Genomic DNA, 19,684 nt, shown 5'->3' on the forward strand with positions numbered 1-19,684 from the left:
CACCGACGACGCCGACAACGGAGCCTCGGGCGACTCACCCCAGTCGAGTTTGAGACCATCTACAAGGCCGCTCAGGCGGCTTGAGAACCATCAACCCCGAGTGTCAACCGAACCCGGGGCAGTCCCGAACACCATTCCGCCCTACTGTGAGCGCGGTGCGGCCGATTTCCGCGCGAGAAACCAGGAGGACCCGATATGCGTTTTCCACGAGCCTTGACGACGTGGAAGTCCGCTGTGGTGGCAGCGGTGAGTGCGACATTGCTCGCGGCCACGGCGGCACCCGCGCTGGCGGCGGGAGACCGGTACCTGAACCTGCACCAGTGCGTCTACACGAACGGGAGCTACCTCTACACGAACCTCCTCGCCAACACGCCCAACACACCGTTCAACACCGGGACGAACATCTCCGACACCAGGGATACCGTGGCGAAGTGCGGTCCGGCCGCCCCGGGCTGGCGACTCGATCCCGCGAATGTGTCCGTGCTGTCACTGGATCGGGTGCGCGGCCGGTACCTGAACCTGCACCAATGCGTATATTCCAATGGCCGGTTCCTCTACACGAACCTGCTCTCGAACACACCCAACACGCCCTTCAACACGGGCACCAATCTCTCCTACACGCCGGACACCACTCCGAAATGCGCACCCGGGGCGCCCGGGTGGACGCTCGACACCGCGAACGTGGCCGTGCAGTCCCTGGACCTGGCGAGTGGCCAATTCCTGAATCTGCATCAATGTGTGTACTCGAACCGCTATTTCCTCTACACCAACCTGCTCGCCACCACACCCAACGCCCCGTTCAACACCGCCACCCACGTCTCGGGTAGCCAGGACTTGGCGGCCAGGTGCGGTCCCGGGGCCGCGGGGTGGGCCATCGACGCCGCCAACATCGCCGCCCTCCCGCTGGACCTCGGTACGCCCTGACGACTGACCGCACGGGGCGCGCCGCGATCAAGCGGCGCGCCCCGTGCTCTCAGGTCGCGAGGGCCGCGCGGTCGGTCTTGCCGTTCCGGGTGACGGGGAGTTCGGCACGCGGGACGAACGTCGTCGGGACCATGTGCCTCGGCAGCCGGGCCAGGGCGAAGCGGCGCAGGTCGCGGGTGTTGAGCGGGGCCGGGCCGAGCGGGACGACGTGGGCGACGAGTCGGGGTTCGGCACCGCTGTGGTCCACGAGCACCGCGGCCTGCCGGATCCGCGGGTGGGCGGTGAGCACGCTCTCGATCTCGCCCGGCTCGACGCGGTGGCCGCGCAGCTTGAACTGGTCGTCGTCACGACCCAGGAACACCAGTGCCCCTTCCGCGATCCGGCGCACCAGGTCGCCGCTGCGGTACAGGCGGGCGCCCGCGCGGAACGGGTCGGGGACGAACCGGGCCGCTGTCAGCCCGGGTCTGCGCCAGTAGCCGCGGGACACCCCTGCCCCACCGATGTACAGCTCCCCTTCGAGAGCCTCCCGCCCCGCCTCGTCGAGCACGTGGGCCGTGGCGCCCTGGATGGGGACGCCGATGGGCACCGAGCCTGCCAGCGGCTCGTCCACCCCGACCAGGTGGCAGCAGGCGAACGTGGTGCACTCGGTGGGCCCGTAGCCGTTGACGATCCGGCAGCCCGGCACCCGCTCGCGCAACGCCAGCACGTGCGGGACCGACAGCGCCTGCCCGCCCGCGATCACCGTGTGCAGCCCCTCGAACGCCTCCAGCGCCTCGTCGACCTGCCGGTGGAACAACGCGGCGGTCAGCCACGCCACGGTCACCCCGTTCGCCCGCACGAACTCGGCGATGTCCGCCGCGGACAGCAACCACGGCGGCCCCACGACCACGCACGCGCCGTTGAGCAGTGGCCCCCAGATCTCGAACGTCGCCGCGTCGAAGGCGACCGGGGCGAACTGCAGCACGCGGTCGGCCGGGGTGAGCCGCAGGTAGTTCGGGTCGGTGACCAGGTTGAGCACGTTGTCGTGGCCGACCATCACCGCCTTGGGCGTGCCGGTGGAGCCGGAGGTGTAGGCGATGTAGGCGAGGTCGCCGTCGACGCCCGGCTCGGCGGCCAGGTCGCGGTCGCCATCCGGTTCGCAGCGCAGCTTCGGCAGGTCCACCCCCGCCACGGACAACCCGGCGCCGTCGCACACCGCGAGCGCGGGCTGGGCGTCGGCGAGCAGGGCGGCCAGCCGGATCGCCGGGTCGCCGGGGTCCAGCGGCAGGTAGGTGCCGCCCGCCTTGAGCACCGCGAGCAGGGCCACCACCAGGTCGACCGACCGGTCCATGATCACCGCGACCACGGCGCCCGGCACCACCCCCGCCGCCGTGAGCCGGGCGGCGAAGCGGGACGCCCGGGCGTCGAGCTGGGCGTAGGTCAGCCTGCCGTCGGCGGCGACCACGGCGGGCGCGTCCGGGGTCTCGCGGGCCCAGCGCTCGAACCGGGAACAGATTCCGGCCACCTCAGATCATCCCCACCAAGACGCGCCGGTCCCCGGTGTACGGCTCGCGGCCGTGCAGGACCAGCATGTTGTCCACGATCAGCAGGTCACCCGACCGCCACGGCACCGCGAGGGTGTGCGCCCGGGCGGCGTCCCGGACCGCGGCGAGATCGGCGGCGGTCAGTGCCGAGCCGTCGCCGTACCGGGCGTTGTGCGGCAGGTTGTCCTCCCCGCCGACCGCGTCCACGAGCAACGCGGCCTCGTCACCCGGCAGGTTCGACACATGCCACTGGTCGGCCTGGTTGAACCACACCTGTTCTCCCGTCCGGGGGTGCGCGCGGGTCGCGGGTCTGCGCTGGGTGATCCGCAGGTCGTCGTCGGCGGTCCAGGCGAACTCGGCGTCGGCCCCGAGGAGGAACTCCTCGACGGCGGCCCGGTCGGTGGTCTCGAACGTGTCCTGCCACGACTTGCCGAACCCGTACCCGCCGTGCAGGTGTTGGCGGTACTCGACGCCCCGCGCGGTGAACCGCTCGCGCACGGCCGGGTCGAGGTCGGCGAGCAGCGCCCGGCCGTCGCACACCGGGGTGGCACCGCCGGTCTCGGCGGGTACCAGGCAGCAGAAGTACAGCCGCTCGGGCCACCGCGGGGCGTAGGAGAGCTCGTTGTGCTGGGAGATCGGGTATCGCGCCGGGTACTCGGTCGAGGTGAACACCCCGGTGGCCACGGTGCTGCGCGGGGTGTTCCCGCCGCGGTAGCTCGTCGCGGGTTCGCCGAACACGCGCACCGCCTGGCCGAAGTCGTCCGCGGTGGCGAGGCCGAGACCACGCACCAGCACGGCGCCGTGCCGGGTGAGCGCCTCGTCAAGTTCCCCTCCCAGGCGGGGCAACGCACCCCGGTCGTCCACTGTGTACAGAGCAAGCGCCGTGCCACCGCGGGTCAGCAGGTCAGGCTTGGACATGGGTCTCCTCCAGCAGGCTCCGCAGGGCCGCCACCGGCCGGTCGGGGTCGGCGGCCATCAGGTCGAGCAGGGTGCACAGCCGGGCGGCCAGGTCGGCCGCGAACGCCCGGTCGTACAACTGGGTCCGATAGGTGAGCAGGCCGCGCAGCGGACCGCCGTCGTCGGTGAGGTCGACGAACACGTCGCACTTGGCGCCACCGTTGTCGACCTCGACCCACTGGGCGTCCAGGTCGACCAGCTGCGGGCGCGGCGCGGGCTCGTTGTGCATGGTGAGCATGACCTGGCACAACGGCCGGTAGGCCGGGTCGCGCGCTCCGCCCAGGTCCCGGACGATCCGGTCGAAGGAGACCCCGGGGTGGTCCAGCGCGTCCACCGTGGACCGCATGACCGCCCCGAACAGGTCGCGGGCGGTCGACTCGACGCCGACCCGGGTGCGCACGGCCACCGTGTTGATGAAGCAGCCGACGACCGACTCGGCGTCGGGTTCGGCCCGTCCGGCGACCGAGGTCGCCACGACCACGTCGGTCTCCCCCGAGTCCCAGGACAGCAGCGCGACCAGGGCCGCCATGCACACCGCGTAGGTCGTGGTCCCGCAAGCGGTGGCCACCGCCCGGACGCGCTCGGTCGACTCGGGCCCGATCGGCAGCGGGACGCTGTCGCCCGCGTCGGTCAGCGCCGCCGGGCGCGGCCACGATCCCGCGAAAGTGGTGCGGCTGGGCGCTCCCCGGAGGTGGTCGACCCACCACCGCACGTCGGAGTCGGTCGCCTCGGGCTCGACGACATCGGTGTACTGGCGCGGCGTCGCGGGCGCGGGCCCGAGGCCGCGGTGGAAGGCGTACAGCGAGGCCAGGTCGTCGAGGAGCAGCGCACGGGACCAGCCGTCGCCCGCGATGTGGTGCAGCACGAGCGAGAGCACGTGGTCCGTCGCGGACAGCCTGCACAGGGTGGCGCGGACGGGCAGCTCGGTGCCGAGCCGGAACGGCAGCCGGGCCTGGGCGCGCAGCCACCCGTCGAGGTCGTCCTCGGTGACGCGGAGCATCCCGACGGCGAACCGGTCGGCCGGATCCACCTCCGGCACCGGTTGGCCGTCGCGGTCCGGGTAGCGGGTCCGCAGCACCTCGTGCCGCGCCACCACGTCGCGCAGGGCCCGGCGCAGGGCCGGGGTGTCCAGGCGACCGCGGATCCGCACGGTCAGCGGGATCGTGTAGGGCGAGTGGCCGTCGGAGAACATCTCCGCGAACCACTGCAGCCGCTGGACGTCCGACATCACCCGCGCCGGTCTGTCCACAGTGGGGGGTACAACCGGCGCGGACGCGACCCGGGCGGCGAGCCCGGCCAGGGTCGGGTCCTCGAACACCGCGCGGACCGGCAGGTCGACGCCGAGCCGTTTCCGGACCCGCGCGGTCAGCCGGGTGGCGGTGACCGAATGGCCGCCCAGGGCGAAGAAGTCGTCGTCCGGTGCCACGGAGTCGACGCCGAGCAACTCGGCCCAGACCCGACCGAGCAGGGCCGTCACGTCGGTGGTGGCCGTCATGCGGGCTCCTGTTCGGTCGCCGGGACCTCGCGCAGCCGGACCAGGGGCGAGAGGAACTGGAACACCAGGGGCAGCAGCAGACCCACCGCGCAGATCGCGATCGTGGTGCGCGTGCCCAGCGGTTCGGCGGCGAACCCGGCCGCGAGCGCGCCCAGCGGTGAGAGACCGACGCCGAACGCCCGGAAGGTCGCCGCGACCCGGCCCTGGAGCCGGTCGGGGGTCACCGCCTGCCGGATCGTCATCGTCACGATCACCCCGAGCGGCATGCCGACCCCGAAGAGCAGCTGCGCGGCGGCGAGCACGGCAACCGCGAGCCAGACCGGGTCGGTCGCCAACGGCAGCAACAGGAACGAGCCGTTGCCGAACACCCCGGAGATCAGCAGCATCCGGCCGAGACCGATCCGCTCGACGAGCTTGGGCCCGAGCGCGGCGCCGACCAGCGCGGCGGGCGCGCCCGCGGCCAGGACGAGCGCGATCGCACTCGCCGGGACGTGCAGCTCCCGGTAGGCGTACGGGAAGTAGAGGGTCTGGATCCCGGTCCAGAAGAACATGAAGAACGCGGTGGCCAGCAGCGTGGGTCGCAGCAACGGCTGCCCCCACACGAAGCGCACGCCGTCCTTGATGGACCGCAGCACCGGTTCACGCGTGTTCCCCGGTCGCGGCGGCACCACTTCCCGGTGCCGGATGAGCAGGCAGGCGACGGCCGAGACCAGGAAGGTCACCGAGTCGATGACGATCACGACGGCGGCGGAGAACCAGCCCAGCAGCAGCGCGACCAGACCCGGCCCGGCGATCTGGGCCACCGAGTACGAGACCTGGATCTTGCTGTTCGCCTCGGTCAGCCTGCGCTTGTCCACAAGAGACGGGAGATAGGCGAGGTCGGCGACGTCGAACACCACCTGGCACGCGCCCACCAGGACGACCACCGCGCACAGCCAGGCCAGCGTCAGCCCGTCGGCCAGGAAGAGCACCGGGACCGACGCGAGCAAAACCCCGCGGGCGAGGTCGGTCGCCACCAGCAATGGCCGTCGCCGCACGCGATCGACCCAGACCCCGACGAACAGGATCAGCACGAACGGCAGCCGTTCCAGGGCGGACAGCACGCCCATCTGCGCGGGCGATGCGGCGAGCAGGGTCACCGCGACCAGCGGCATCGCCACGAGCGTGACCTGCGAGCCGACCAGCGACAGGCTCTGCCCGGCCCACAGCAGCCGGAAGTCCCGGTTGCGCCAGAGCCCCGGCACCTCGGTCTTGTCAGCGGTTTCCGTCGACACGGTCGAGCACCTCCCGCAACACGGCCGCCGTTCCCCGCACGTGGGGCTCCTCCGCGGTGTCGTACCTGCTCCCCGGCACGGTCACCACGTCGAGCCGCCCGGTGACCACCTCGTCCCAGCCGTGCGCCGGACCGAACGGGTTCTCGCCGTCCTGCTCGGGTGTCAGCAGGACGAACGGGCCGCCGTAGGGCGCGTGCCGATAGCCGCGCAGGGCGGTTGCGTTGGCACGGAACACTTTCAGCATCCGCTCCGCCTGGTCGAGGTCGGTCACGGCCGGGTCGAGCGACCCGGTGGCCGACGCGCCCTCGACGATGGCGGCGAGCCGTGCACGTGGCGGCAGGGCCGCGAGCGTGTCGTGGTCGACGCCGATGGGCGCGCCCGCGAGCGCGCTGAGCATCAGCCTGGTGTCGTCGGCGAACTCCGGTGACACCGAGTCCACCGCCTGGGACCAGAACACGGCCACCAGCGGCACCGGCACGCCCTTCGACCGCAACCGCCGGGCGACCTCGAGCGCGAGGTTGCCGCCGACGCAGAACCCGGCGAGGACAACAGGCTGGTCCGGGGTGGTGGCGAGGATCCGGTCGACGTAGTCGTCGACCATCGCCGTCACCGTGTCCTGGGCGCTCTCGTCAGCGGCGAAGCCGCGGGCAGGGATGCCGTAGGCGGGTTGGTCGTCGCCGAGGAGTCCGGCGAGCTTGCGGTAGCGGAAGACCTGACCGCCCAGGGCGTGGATGAACCACACGGGCAGCCGTGAACCGTGCTCGCGCAGGGGGATCACCGGCGCGGCGGGCGCGAGCTGTTCCGGCGAGCGGAGCAGTGTCGCCAGTTCCTCGATGGTCGGGTGGGTCATGAGCGTCTCGACCGGTACCTCGCGGCCGAACTCCTTGCGCAAGCGCATCACCAGCCGCAACGCGCGCAGGGAATGGCCGCCCAGGGCGAAGAAGTCGTCCCGGATGCTGACGGCCGGGAGTTCGAGGACCTCCTCCCACAGCGTCTCCAGCCGCGACTCCACCAGGTCCCGCGGCGGCTGGAAGGCGACCTCGCGAGCACCCGTGGCGGGCAGCGCGGCCCGGTCGGCCTTGCCGTTGGGCAGCACCGGGATCTCGTCGAGGAACTCGAAGCGACCCGGCACCAACCCGGCGGGCAGGCGGTCGGCGCAGAACGCGCGCAGGGCCGCCGCGGCCCCCTCTCGCTCCCCCGCCCACACGACGTAGGCGGTGAGCACCTGCCCCCGCTCGGCGGGCAGCACCACGGCCGCCTGCAGCACGCCGGGGTGCTCGGTCAGCCGCACCTCGATCTCGCCCAGCTCGGCCCGGATGCCGTTGATCTTCACCTGGTCGTCGCGGCGTCCCGCGAACTCCAGCAGGCCCCCGGGCAGCCACCGCGCCCGGTCGCCGGTGCGGTAGAGCCGCGCGCCCGGCCTGCCGGAGAGGTGGTCGGGGACGAACTTGTCGGCGGTGAGGCCCGGCTTCCCCAGGTAGCCGCGCGCGATCTGCGGTCCGCCCGCGTAGACCTCGCCCGGGGTACCGATCGGGGCGGGTTCACCGGCGTCGTCGAGCACGTGCAGCTCGGTGCCGGGACCGGGGCCGCCGATCGGCACCGGCCCGTCCGGGTTGCCCGGGTCGGTGGGCCACTCGGTGGCCGCGACCCCGAGTTCGGTGGGGCCGTAGATGTTGTGCAGCCGGGCCCCGGACTGGGCGCCGAACGCCTCGACAACCGCGCGCGGCAGCGTCTCGCCACCGGAGACGACGTGCCGGAGCGAGGCCACCCGGCCGACCGCGCCCGCCTCGACCAGCGGCGTGAGCAGGCTCGGGACCAGGTAGGCGGTGGTGACGCCGTGCCGGGTGCCGACCTCGGCGAAGGTGTCCGGGTCGATCACGGCCTCGGTGGGGACCACGACCGCGGCGGCGCCCACGGCGTAGGCCATGGCCAGCTCGATGAACGTGCCGTCCACGCTCAGCGGGGAGCGCTGCAGGACGCGGTCGGCACCGGTGAGCCCGATGTGCCTGCCGTGCCAGGCGCAGAACTGGGTGATGGCCTGGTGGGTGAGCAGCACGCCCTTGGGCCTGCCGGTGGACCCTGAGGTGAACAGCACCGCCGCCAGGTCGTCCGGGCGCGCGGCGCGAACTGCCTGCGATGTCGAGGTTCCAGCGCCGGCGCCCGCCACCAACACGGTCACGCCGTCGAACCGCGCGCGCACGGCATCGGTGGCGATGACGACTCGCGCACCCGCGTCGGCGACCAGTTCCCGCAGCCGCAGGATGGGGTGGTCGAGGTCGAGCGGCAAGGCCGCGCCGCCCGCTTGAAGCACCGCGAGCACGGCGACCAGCGCGTCCGCCGAACGCGGGATGGCCACAGCCACCACGACATCGCGCCGCACGCCTGCGTCGCGCAGCCGGTCGGCGAGCAGGCCGATCCGGTGCCACAGCGCGCCGAAGGTGACGGTCGCGCCGTCGTCGATCAGGGCGGCGCGGTCGGGGGTGACCGCGGCCCAGTGGGCGACCATGCCGTGCAGGGTCTCGGCCGCGGGCGCGGCGACAGCGGTGCCGTTCCACCGGTTGATCGACTCGAGGTCGTGCCGCAGCAGTGGCGCGGTGCGACGCGGGTCGCCGTGCGGGTCGGTGGTCAGCGACTCCAGGGCGGCGAGGTAGTACGCGCTGATCGCCGCGACCTGCTCGGCTGGGAACCGGGTGCGGTGGTAGGACAGCGTGAGCCCGGCCTCGCCACCGCCGCGCGCGAACACCGCGGTGAACGGGATGTCGGTGGTCTCGGCGTGGTCTTGGCGCACCACCCGGACGCCGTGGTCCGCCTGCGCGCCGCTGGACTCCTCGCCACGGGAGTCGTCGACGTGGAAGTCGTGGAAGTCGAACGCGGTGCCGAAGAGCGGGGACCGGCCCGCCAGGCGTTGCACCTCGAACAGCGGCAGCCGCCGGTGCGGCAGCAGCGCGGTGTGCACGGCGTCCACTTCGGACACCAGGGCGGCCCAGCCCGGCTGGTCCACCCGCACCCGCAGCGGCACGGTGTTGAGAAACAGCCCGGCCACCTCGGCGCCGCCCTCGGTCTCCGGGCGGCCGTGGGTGACCACGCCGGTGACGACCTCGGGCAGGCCGGTGAGCAGGCCCAGCACGCGCAGGTGCACGGCGAGCAGCAGGGTCCGCACCGGCCTGCGCAGCTCGGTGGCGGTCGCGGCGAGCCGGTCCCGGAGACCGCGGTCGAACTCGACCACGTGCCGGTCGCTGACCAGCGGCCCGTCGGCCGGGTAGCCGGGCCGGAACGGGATCTGGCACGTCGGCGCGCCGTCGACCACGCCGCGCCAGTGCTCCAGGGTCACCGGGTCCGACACCGCCTGCCGCTCGGCGGCGACGAAGTCGCGGAAGGTGTCCACGGGCGCGACCACCGGCAGCGGTTCACCCGCGAGCCGGGCGGTGTAGCGGCGGACCAGCTCGTCGACCAGGCCCGCGACGCTCCACCCGTCCAGGATCGCGTGGTGGAAGCTCAGCGAGAGCGCGAACTCGCTGTCGGACAACAGGTGCACGGTCGCCCTCAGCAGTGGAGCGGCACCGAGGTCGTGCGGCCGGAACTGCTCCTGCGCGCGCCAGCGCCGCAACGCCTCGGTGGACGGACCCGGCTCGGCCCGCCAGTCGAGCACCCCCAGCGGCACCGTCGCGGTGGCGTGCACCAGCTGCACCGGCTCGGAGAAGTCGGCCAGGTCGAACGAGGTCCGCAGGACCGGGTGCCGGGCGACCAGGTCGGCCAGGGTGTCGGCGAGCACCGCCGGGTCGCACCGCCCGGCCAGGGTCAGCGTGAGCACGTCGTGGAACGCGGCGGTGCGCTCGCGGAACTCGGCGTGGTAGAGCATACCCGCCTGCAACGCGGCGAGCGGATAGGCGTCCACTATGGACTGTGTGGCCGTCATGCGGCCCCTTCCTTTCCGGGTCCGGCGAGCCGCGCGCGGTCGGCCGGGCTGAGCAGGTCGAAGGCACTCGCGGTTGGCGCGGGTGCCGTCGGGGTGGGCGCGTGGTCCAGGCGTGCGGCCAGCTCGCGCACGGTCCGGGACCGGAACAGGTCGGCGAGCGAGACGGTGAACCCCACCGCGCGGAGCCGGGAGACGACCTTGAGGCTGCGGATCGAGTCGCCGCCGACGGCGAAGAAGTCGTCCTCGGCGGTGACCTCGCCGAGGACGAGCACGTCCCGCCAGATCCCGGCGACCACCGCCTCCCGCTCGGTGAGGGGCGCGGGCGGACCCTCCGCCCGCGAAGCACTCACGCGGGTGTCCGGCAGTGCCGCCCGGTCGAGTTTCCCGTTCCTGGTCAAGGGAAGCCGGTCGAGCCGGTGGAACACGTCCGGCACCAGCTGGGCGGGCAGGCGCTCGCCCAGTCGAGCCGCCCAGTCGACGTCGGCGTCGGTCGCCAGGTAGGCGACCAGCCTGCCACCGCGGGCCACGACCGCCGCGGCCCGCACCTCCGGTTGGTCGAGCAGCGCCGCCTCGACCTCACCGGGCTCGATCCGCACACCGCGCACCTTCACCTGGTGGTCGAGCCTGCCGAGGTACTCCAGCGTGCCCACCCCGGCACTCGCGGGCGCCGAGCGCCAGCGGGCCAGGTCGCCGGTGCGGTAGAGCCTGGACCCGGGCGGCCCGTACGGGTTCGGCACGAACCGGTCCGCGGTCAGCCCCGGCTTGCCCAGGTAGCCCCGCGCCAGCTGCACGCCACCGACGCACAGCTCGCCCGGCACCCCGACGGGCACCCGGCGGAGCCCGGTGTCGAGGACCTCGACCGCGGTGTTGTCCACCGGCCTGCCGATCGGCACGCCCACACGCGGGTCGAGTCCGCGCAGCGGCTGCCAGGTCACGTCGACGGCGGTCTCCGTCGGGCCGTAGAGGTTGTGCAGCTCCGTGGCGGGCAGCGCGGCGAGGCAGCGCGCCGCCAGGTCGCCGGGCAGCGCCTCCCCCGAGCAGAACACCCGGCGCAGCGACCCCGCCGGACCGCCGAGATCGGGTTCCTCCAGGAAAGCATCCAACATGGACGGTACGAAGTGGACAGTGGTGATCCACTCGCGGTCGATCACGCTCGCGAGGTACCGGGAGTCGCGGTGCCCGTCCGGCACGGCCACGACCAACGCCGCACCGACGGTGAAGGGCCAGAAGAACTCCCACACGGACACGTCGAAGCTCGCGGGCGTCTTCTGCAGCACCCGATCGTCGCCGTCGAGCGGGAAGTGTCGCTGCATCCACGAGATCCGGTTGGCGATCGCGCCGTGGGACACACCGACGCCCTTCGGCCGCCCGGTCGAGCCGGACGTGTGGATCACGTACGCGAGCGCCTCGGGCGGAGTCGGGACCGGCGCCGACAGCGGAACCCGGGCGGCCACCACCTCGCGCTCGGTATCGAGCAGTACCAACGTATTCGCGTAGACACCCGCGTGTTCGGACGTGGTGACCACAACGCTCGCCCGCACGTCCTCGACCAGCAACCGCGAGCGCGCCGCCGGGTGGTCCGGATCCAGCGGCAGGTACGCACCACCGGCCGCCTGCACCGCGTGCAACGCCACGACCAGGTCCACGCCGCGCGGGAGGCAGACCCCGACAACGGTGTCCACCCCGACCCCCAGCGCGACGAGGTGCGCGGCCAGCCTGCCGACCCGGTCGTGGAACTCCCGGTAGGACAACCACTCCCCCGCGCCGTCAGCCCGGATCGCGGGCCGGTCCGGCCACCGGGCCGCCGCCTCGGCGACCCGGTCGGGCAGCCGCGGGCACGGGGCGTCCTCAGTCGTCCGGTTCCACGCCCCGAGCAGCGCCTCCTCCTCCAGCGTCAGCACCGGGAGACCGGCGACCGGCAGCGTCGGATCGGCGACCGCGGCGCTGAGCAGCTGCCGGTAGTGCCCCGCGATCCGGCGGGCCCGGTCGGGCTCGAACAGCTCGGCCGCGTAGACCAGTTCGCCGCGCAGCCTGCCGCCGACCTCGGTGACCTGCAGGTTGAGGTCGAACTTGGCGGTCTCCGGGGCCAGGTCGAGCTGCACCAGCCGCACCCCGGCCGCCGAGGTGAGCGGGGCGGGCGTGTTCTGCAGGACGAGCATGACCTGGAACAGCGGGTTGCCGGTGAGCTCGCGGGTCTCGGCGAGCTGGTCGACCAGCCGCTCGAACGGGTAGGTGCGGTGGTCGAAGGCGGCGAAGACGCGGTCGGTCGTGCGGCGCAGCACGGTCCGGAAGTCGGGGTCGCCCGACAGGTCACCGCGCAGCACCAGCGTGTTCAGGAACAGCCCGGCCACACCGTCGAAGTCGGCGTCCGGCCGGATCGACACCGGGCTGCCGACCGGGATGTCGGTGCTGCCGGTGTACCTGGACAGCAATGCCTGCCAACCCGCGAGGAGCACCGTGAACAGCGTGGCGCGCTCGGCGCGGGCGAGCGCGTGCAGTCGGGCGGTCAGGTCGTCGTCGAACCAGAAGGTGACCTGACCACCCCGGTAGGTCGGCCGCGCCGGGCGCGGTCGATCCGTGGGTAGCGCTAGCGTCTGGGGCATTCCGGCCAGCGCCTCTTGCCAGTAACCGAGTTCCTCGTCCACCCCGGGTTCGGTGTAGCGGGTCGCGAAGTCGGTGTAGGTGGCGGGCAACGGGGCCCACGAGGGCGTGCGGCCCTCGACGGCGTCGGCATAGGCGCTCAGCAGGTCGGACAGCACGAGGGAGAGCGACCAGCCGTCGAGCGCGATGTGGTGCGCGGCGAGCACGAGCACGTGGTCGCGCGGGCCCAGCACGAGCAACCGCGACCGGATCAGCGGACCGGCGGCCAGGTCGAAGCGCCTGCCGGACTCCTGCCCCGCGATCCGCCGAAGTGTCGGCTGCCGCTCCTCCGACGGCAGGTCGGACAGGTCGGTCACGGTCATCGGCACCTCGCCCGCGACCGGCCGGACCACCTGCCGGGGTTCGCCGTCGGTCTCGGTGAAGACCGTTCGCAGCACGGGATGCCGCTGCAGCACCGACCGCAGCGCCCCGGCCAACGCGGTCCGGTCGAGGTCACCCTCGACCCGCCACGCGGCGACGATCACGTACGCCGGGAACTCCGGGCCGAGCTGGTCGAGGAACCACATCCGCCGCTGGCTGGGCGAGAGCGGCGCGCTGGCCGCGGCCAGCCGGGCGGGGGCGGGCGTGCGGGTGCCGCGGGCGGCGCGGAGCCTGCGCTCGAGCTCGGCGCGCTGCGCGGGTCCGAGGGCGGCGACCCGGTCCAGGGGATTGGTCACCGGTCCGCCTCAACCTCGGCCAGCAGGTCCTCGCCGTCCTCGGCGGTGGCGAACTGGCCGACCAGCACCACCACCGCGAGGTCGGCGACCGTGGGGCTGTCGAAGCACCAGCGCAACGGCACCGCGACCCCGTAGTCCTGCCGGATCCGCGCCACGACCCGGGTCGCCAGCAGCGAGTGGCCACCCACGTCGAAGAAGTGGTCGGTCACCCCGATGTCCGGGTTCCCGATCAGCTCGACCCACACCCGGCACAGCTCCGCCTCGAGCTCGGTGCGCGGCGCCACGTAATCCTCGTCGTCCGCCGCGGCGGCGACCGCCTCCTCGACCGGCACGGGCAGCGTCGGGTCGGCGCTGACGAACCGGGAGACCGGCGCGTCCGGGTCGGCGAGCACCTCGGTGAACACCTGCTCGAACCGGGCGGCCAGCGGGGCGACACCGGCCGCGGTGAACAGGTCGGTCCGGAACTCCAGCTCCCCGGCCAGCCCGCCCGCCACGACCTCGAACAGCGCCACCAGCTCCGCCTTGGCCGTGCCGGTGTCGACCGGTTCGGCCTGCAGGGTCAGCTCGTCGAGCACGACCGGCGGCCGCTCCTCCTCGGCCACCATCATCATCACGTTCACCAGCGGCGTGTCGCCGAAGCGCCTGCGCGGCCGGATCTCCTCGACCAGCGCCTCGAACGGCAGGTCCCGGTTGGCGATCGCGTCGAGGGTGACCGCGCGGACCCGGCGCAGCAGCTCGCGGAAGCCCAGACCGCGGTCGACGTCGGTGCGCAGCACCAGGGTGTTGCCGAAGAAGCCGACCGTGCCCTCCAGCTCCGGCCGGGGCCGGAACGCCACCGGGATGCCGACCGCGACGTCGCGCTGCGCAGTGCGCTCGGCGAGCACCAGGTGCAAGCCGGTGAGCAGGACCATGAACAGCGTCGCGCTCTCCGCCGCCGCCAACGCGCGCAGCCGCTCGGTCAGCTCCCGCGACACCGCGAAGCGGACCCGGTCGCCCGCCGGGCTGACCTCGTCCGGGCGCGGCAGGTCGGTGCGCAGCTCGACCCGGGCGGGCAGCCCGGCGAGCCGCTCCCGCCAGAACTCCAGCTGCCGGGCGTAGGCGCCGCGGGCGAGCAGGTCGCGCTGCCAGACCGCGAAGTCCGCGTACTGGGCGGCGGGTTCGGGCAGTTCGGGCGCGTTCCCGGCCAGGAGCGCGGGGTAGAGCTCGCCGAGCTCGCGGTGCAGGATCCGCATCGACGGTCCCTCGGTGGCGACGTGGTGCATGGTGAGCAACAGCAGGTGCTCGTCCTCGGCCAAGCGGGCGATGAGCGCGCGGACCGGGATCTCGGCGGTCAGGTCGAACGGGCGCTCGGTGCACTCGGCGATGAGCGCCCGGAGCTGGTCCTCGCGGCGTTCCTCGGCGGTGTCGGACAGGTCGACGTGCTCGAACGGGATCCTCGGGTCCGGCTCGATCACCTGCACCAGCCCGTCCGGGCCCGCCACCAGCCGGGTGCGCAGCACCTCGTGCCTGCGGACCAGCTCCGCGACGCACGCCCGCAGCACGGCGGTGTCCAGCTCGCCGAGCGCGCGCACGCCCAGGTTGGTGTTGTAGAGCGGGCTGGTCGGGTCGAGCTGGTTGAGGAACCACAGCCGCTGCTGGCCGTGCGAGGCGGGCAGTGGACCGGTGCGCGGCGCCCTGGCCACCGGCGGCAACTGCGCACCGCCCCTGGTGCGGGCGGCGTCGACGTGCTCGGCGATCCCGGCGACTGTCGGCGCCTCGAACACCTGCCGGGCCGGGACCTCCACGGCGAACGCGGCGCGCAGCCGGGACAGCAGCTTCGCCACGAGCAGCGAGTGTCCGCCCAGGGCGAAGAACCCGTCAGCGTGGCCGACGCGGTCGAGGCCGAGGAGCTCGCCGAAGAGGGCCGCGACCGCGCGCTCGGTGTCGGTGCGCGGGCCGTCGCCGGTGTGCACAGCGGGCTCGGGAAGCCTTGTGGTGTCCAGCTTTCCGTGCGCGGTGAGCGGGAACGCGTCGAGTGCGACAATCACGTCGGGCACGAGGTGGGCGGGCAGCGATTGCTCGACGTGGGCTCGGATGGCCGCGGTGTCGGTGGCGTCGGCGGTGTTGGTGTTGGTGGTGTCGGTCAGCAGGACGTAGCCGGCCAGACCGGCGCGCCACGGCACGACAACGGCGTCGCGCACGGACGGGTGCCCACGCAACACCTCGGCCACCTCACCCGGCTCGACCCGGAATCCGCGGACCTTCACCTGGTCGTCGGAACGCCCGAGGAACTCGATGGTGCCGTCGGCGCGGCGCGCGCCGCGGTCGCCCGTGCGGTACATGCGCGCACCCGGCCGGGCGGCGAACGGATCGGGTACGAACACCGCCGCGGTGCGACCGGGCAGCCCGAGGTAGCCCCGGCTGACCTGGTCGCCCCCGATGACGATCTCCCCCGGCTGCCCGTCGGCCACGGGGTCGCCGTGCTCGTCGAGCAGGTACAGCGACGCGTGCCGCATCGGCGGCCCGAGCGGGGTGTCAGTGCCCGGGTCGACCACGCCCGCGGGTCCGCGCAGCGCGGCCACACCCACGGTCGTCTCGGTCGGGCCGTAGTGGTTGACCACGGCGCAGCCGGGCCGGGCAGCCGCCAGCTCGGTGAACCACGACCAGCGCGAACGCTCACCGCCGAGCACCAATGCCTTGCGCGGCAACAGGTCCGCGTCCGCGCCGCCCGCGTCCCGCAATGCGACGAGGTGCGAAGGGGTGATCTTGACGTAGTCGACCCGCGCCTCCGCCAGGTGGCCGCGGACCCAGGCCGCGTCCACCACCTGCTCCGGGGTCGCCACCCACAGCGTGCCGCCGGTCGCCAGCGCGGGGTAGATCACCGTGGCACCGGAGTCGAAGGTGAACGGCTGCAGGAGGCTGAACACGTCCCCGGGCTCGGGGGCGAGCACGTCGAGGATCTGGTCCAGGTAGGCGGCCAGGTTCGCGCGGGTGACACCGACGCCCTTGGGGCGCCCGGTCGACCCCGAGGTGTAGCAGACGTAGGCGAGGCTGTCCGGGTGGTGGACCAGCGGGGCCGCGTCTTCCTCGGGGGCCTCGGCCAGCGCGGTTCCCAGCGACACCGCCGGTAGGTCACCCAGCTCCCCGTCGGTGAGCACCAGCCGCGCACCCGCGTCGTGGAGCAGTGTCCGCAATCGGTCTGCCGGGTCGGCCGGGTCCAGCACCAGGTAGGCCGCACCCGCCTCGAGCACGCCCAACATCCCGACGACGGTGTGCACCGACGGCGCGAGGGCAAGGGCCACAACGCTTTCCGGCCCGACACCGGTCACGCGCAGGTAACCGGCGAGCAGGCGCGCCCGCTCGCGCAGCTCGCGGTGGGTGAGCCGCGCCCCGGTGCCGTCCGCGACGGCGACCGCGTCGGGGTTCACCGAGACCCCGCCCGCCAGCCGGGCGGCGAGGTCGGCATAGGACGCTCGCCGCTGTGCCGCCACGGTCATGCCTGAACCGCCCGGCGCAGGCTCGCGGGCCGCAGGTCGGTCCAGACCTGGTCGATGTGGTCCAGACAATCCGCCCTCGCCCCGGTGAAGCCGGTCTCCCGCCACCCGGCGGGCAGCTCCCGCCCCCGCGGCCACACCGAGTACTGCTCCTCGTCGTTGACGACGACCACGAACGCCTCAGGCACTTCGGAAATCCCCATCCCCCGGTCGAGGTCTCAACCGGACGAGCGGACGCTAGGAGCCCGCGTGGACATCCCTCGGACAACCAGCGGACCGGCCGTACGCCTGCCCCGGGCGTCGGCGGGCGCATAGACTCGCGACATCACGCTCTGGGGGGATTTGTGGTGGTGGACTTTCGCGTGCTGGGACCGGTCGAGGCGTGGCGGGAGGACCGGCCGCTGCCCATCGGCGGGCCCAAGCAGCGCAGCTCGCTCGCCGTGCTGCTGCTCAACGCGAACCGCGTGGTGCCCCTGGACTACTTCGTCACCCACCTGACCGCCGACGACCGGCGCGACGCGCGGGGCGCGGTGCGGCGCCAGATGTCGCGGCTGCGCAAGGTGCTCAACGACAACGCCGCCGCACCGGTGCTCACCGCCCGCCAGGGCGGGTACGCGCTGTCGGTCGACCCGGAGGCGGTCGACCTGCGCCGGTTCGAGCGGCTGGTCGCCCAGGGGCGCGCCGCTCGGGCCGCGGGCGAGCCCGCCCGGGCCGTCGAGCTGCTGGGTGAGGCGCTCGCGCTCTGGCGCGGACCCGCGCTCACCGGGGTGCTCGACGGCGTGCGGGAGGCGTCCGCGGCCCGGCTGGAGGAAGCGCGGATGCAGGTGGTCGAGGACCTCGCGGAGCTGCGGATCGCGCTCGGCGAGCACGAGCGGGTCGTCGCCGAGCTGAGCGAGGTGGTCGTGCTCGACCCGACACGGGAGCGCCTGGTCGGGCTGCTGATGCTCGGGCTGTCCCGGTCCGGTCGGCAGGCCGAGGCGCTGGAGGTCTTCAGCCGCACCCGGCGGCTGCTGGTCGAGGAGCTGGGCCTGGAACCGGGCGGGGCGCTGCGCCGGGTGCAGCAGGCGATCCTGTCCGGACCCGAGACCGAGCCGGTGCCGCGGTGCCACCCCCGGGCGCCCGCGCCCGCGCAGCTGCCCGCCGACCTCGCCACCTTCACCGGCCGCTCCGCTGAACTCGCGGTGCTGCTGTCCGCGCGGTCCGCCGCCACCGTGACGGTGTGCGCGATCGACGGGATGGCCGGTGTCGGCAAGAGCGCGCTGGCGGTGCACGCCGCGCACCGGCTCGCGCCGCACTACCCGGACGGGCAGCTGTTCGTGGACCTGTGCGGGTTCACCGAGGGCCGGGACCCGGTCGAGCCCTTCGACGCGCTCGACCGGGTGCTGCGGGCGATCGGCCTGACCGGCGAGCAGATCCCGGCCACGCTGGACGAGCGCGCCGCGCTGTGGCGCGGGCGGGTGGCGGGCAAGCGGGTGCTCACCGTGCTGGACAACGCCGCGCACGAGTCCCAGGTGCGCCCGCTGCTGCCCGCCGGGCCGGGCTGCCTGGTGCTGGTGACGAGCAGGCGCAGGCTGGCCGGGCTCGACGACACCCGCGCGGTGTCGCTGGACGTGTTCTCGCGGGCGGACGCGATCACGCTGTTCACCCGCGCGACGGACCACGACCCGGTCGCCGCCGCGCGGCCGGACCGGGTGGCCGAGATCGTCGAGCTGTGCGCGCGCCTCCCGCTGGCGATCCGGGTCGCCGCGGCCCGGTTGCGCCACCGGTCGGCCTGGACCGTGGACCACCTGGCGGAGCGGTTGCGCGACGAGCACCGGCGGCTCACCGAACTGGCCGCGGGCGACCGCAGCGTCACGGCCGCCTTCGACCTCTCCTACGCCCACCTCGACCGCCCCCGGCAGCGGATGTTCCGCCTGCTGGGCCTGCACCCCGGCCCCGACATCGACGTGGCAGCGGCCGCCGCCCTCACCCGGGTCCCGACCGACGACGCCGGGCGGTTGCTGGAGGACCTGGTCGACGCGCACCTGGTGCAGCAGCGCAAGCCGGGCCGGTACCGGATGCACGACCTGGTCCGCGCGCACGCGGCCCGGCTCGTGGTCCAGACCGACCCGCCGCCGCGCAGGCGGGCGGCGCTGGCCCGCCTGCTCGACCACTACGTCCGCACGGCGGCGGCCGCCACGCGCGTGGCGTACCCGCGGGAGGTGCGCCGCCACGGCGCCGTACCCGCGCCCGCCCGCCCGTTCGCCGGGAAGGCGAGCGCGGTGACCTGGCTGGAGGCCGAACTGCCCAACCTGCTCGCGGTGGCCGCCCAGGCCGCGGGCATCACCGGCTTAACCGACTACACGGTGTCGCTGTCCGCGCTCCTGCACCCGTACCTGCGCACCTGCGGTCAGTGCAGCGACGCCAAGGCACTGCACGGGCAGGCGGTGCGCGCCGCGGGCGACACCGGCGACCAGGTGGGTCTGACCCGCGCACTCACCGACCTGGGCACCATGCACCTGGTGCGGGCCAGGCACGAGGAGGCCAACGACCGCCCGCAGCGGGTCCGGCGGGAGTACAGCTCGGCCGCCGAGTACCTCGGGCAGGCGCTCGAGGCGACCCGCGCCACCGGCGACCGGGCCGCGGAACCGGCGCTGCTGGACCACCTGGGCCACATCCACCGGGCCCTCGGCGACCACGACCGGGCCCGCCAGGCCTGGCGGCGGGCGCTGACCGCGCTCGCCGACCTCGACCTGCCCGCCGACGCGGACGAGATCAGGGCCAACCTCGCCGCGCTGTGACCGCGCGCAAGAAGCACACCGGCGC

Annotated in this window: 10 protein-coding genes; 2 read left to right on the forward strand and 8 right to left on the reverse strand. The window is 73.8% G+C overall.

All coding sequences use genetic code 11. The features are described from left to right. Positions 1 to 246: 246 nt before the first annotated feature. Positions 247 to 924, forward strand: coding sequence for a hypothetical protein (locus tag QSK30_RS27305; RefSeq protein ID WP_285507078.1), 678 nt, complete (start codon positions 247 to 249; stop codon positions 922 to 924). Positions 925 to 973: 49 nt separating this feature from the next. Here QSK30_RS27305 and QSK30_RS27310 read toward each other — a convergent pair whose 3' ends face one another. Genes QSK30_RS27310 through QSK30_RS27345 form a run of 8 tightly spaced genes read right to left on the reverse strand, consistent with a single transcriptional unit; the run spans position 974 to position 17,082 of the window. After that, a complete protein-coding gene (locus QSK30_RS27310) occupies positions 974 to 2,428 on the reverse strand; it encodes an amino acid adenylation domain-containing protein (protein WP_285507079.1) in 1,455 nt (484 codons plus the stop codon). Between the two features lies 1 nt (position 2,429). Continuing rightward, the gene (locus QSK30_RS27315) at positions 2,430 to 3,365 is read right to left on the reverse strand and encodes a TauD/TfdA family dioxygenase (protein WP_285507080.1); all 936 of its coding nucleotides are present in this window, start codon (positions 3,363 to 3,365) and stop codon (positions 2,430 to 2,432) included. Then, a complete protein-coding gene (locus tag QSK30_RS27320; RefSeq protein ID WP_285507082.1) occupies positions 3,352 to 4,899 on the reverse strand; it encodes a condensation domain-containing protein in 1,548 nt (515 codons plus the stop codon). The genes QSK30_RS27315 and QSK30_RS27320 overlap by 14 nt, the downstream gene beginning before the upstream one ends. Continuing rightward, positions 4,896 to 6,173, reverse strand: coding sequence for an MFS transporter (locus QSK30_RS27325; protein ID WP_285507083.1), 1,278 nt, complete (start codon positions 6,171 to 6,173; stop codon positions 4,896 to 4,898). Before QSK30_RS27325 ends, QSK30_RS27320 begins: the two co-directional genes overlap by 4 nt. Continuing rightward, positions 6,154 to 10,089 (reverse strand): non-ribosomal peptide synthetase, encoded by a 3,936-nt coding sequence (locus QSK30_RS27330; protein WP_285507085.1) that lies wholly within the window; start codon positions 10,087 to 10,089, stop codon positions 6,154 to 6,156. Before QSK30_RS27330 ends, QSK30_RS27325 begins: the two co-directional genes overlap by 20 nt. Continuing rightward, positions 10,086 to 13,406: a non-ribosomal peptide synthetase gene (locus QSK30_RS27335; RefSeq protein WP_285507087.1), complete on the reverse strand. Its 3,321-nt coding sequence runs from the start codon at positions 13,404 to 13,406 to the stop codon at positions 10,086 to 10,088. The genes QSK30_RS27330 and QSK30_RS27335 overlap by 4 nt, the downstream gene beginning before the upstream one ends. Then, positions 13,403 to 16,882, reverse strand: coding sequence for a non-ribosomal peptide synthetase (locus QSK30_RS27340; protein WP_285507088.1), 3,480 nt, complete (start codon positions 16,880 to 16,882; stop codon positions 13,403 to 13,405). Before QSK30_RS27340 ends, QSK30_RS27335 begins: the two co-directional genes overlap by 4 nt. Continuing rightward, on the reverse strand, positions 16,879 to 17,082 hold the full coding sequence (locus QSK30_RS27345) for an MbtH family protein (RefSeq protein ID WP_285507090.1): 204 nt from the start codon (positions 17,080 to 17,082) through the stop codon (positions 16,879 to 16,881). Before QSK30_RS27345 ends, QSK30_RS27340 begins: the two co-directional genes overlap by 4 nt. A 147-nt stretch (positions 17,083 to 17,229) precedes the next feature. Between QSK30_RS27345 and QSK30_RS27350 the strand changes: the two genes are divergently transcribed. Next, positions 17,230 to 19,659, forward strand: coding sequence for an AfsR/SARP family transcriptional regulator (locus QSK30_RS27350; protein WP_285507092.1), 2,430 nt, complete (start codon positions 17,230 to 17,232; stop codon positions 19,657 to 19,659). The last annotated feature ends 25 nt before the right edge of the window (positions 19,660 to 19,684 follow it).

Source organism: Actinokineospora sp. NBRC 105648 (assembly GCF_030269645.1).
In the GTDB taxonomy this organism is placed as follows: domain Bacteria; phylum Actinomycetota; class Actinomycetes; order Mycobacteriales; family Pseudonocardiaceae; genus Actinokineospora.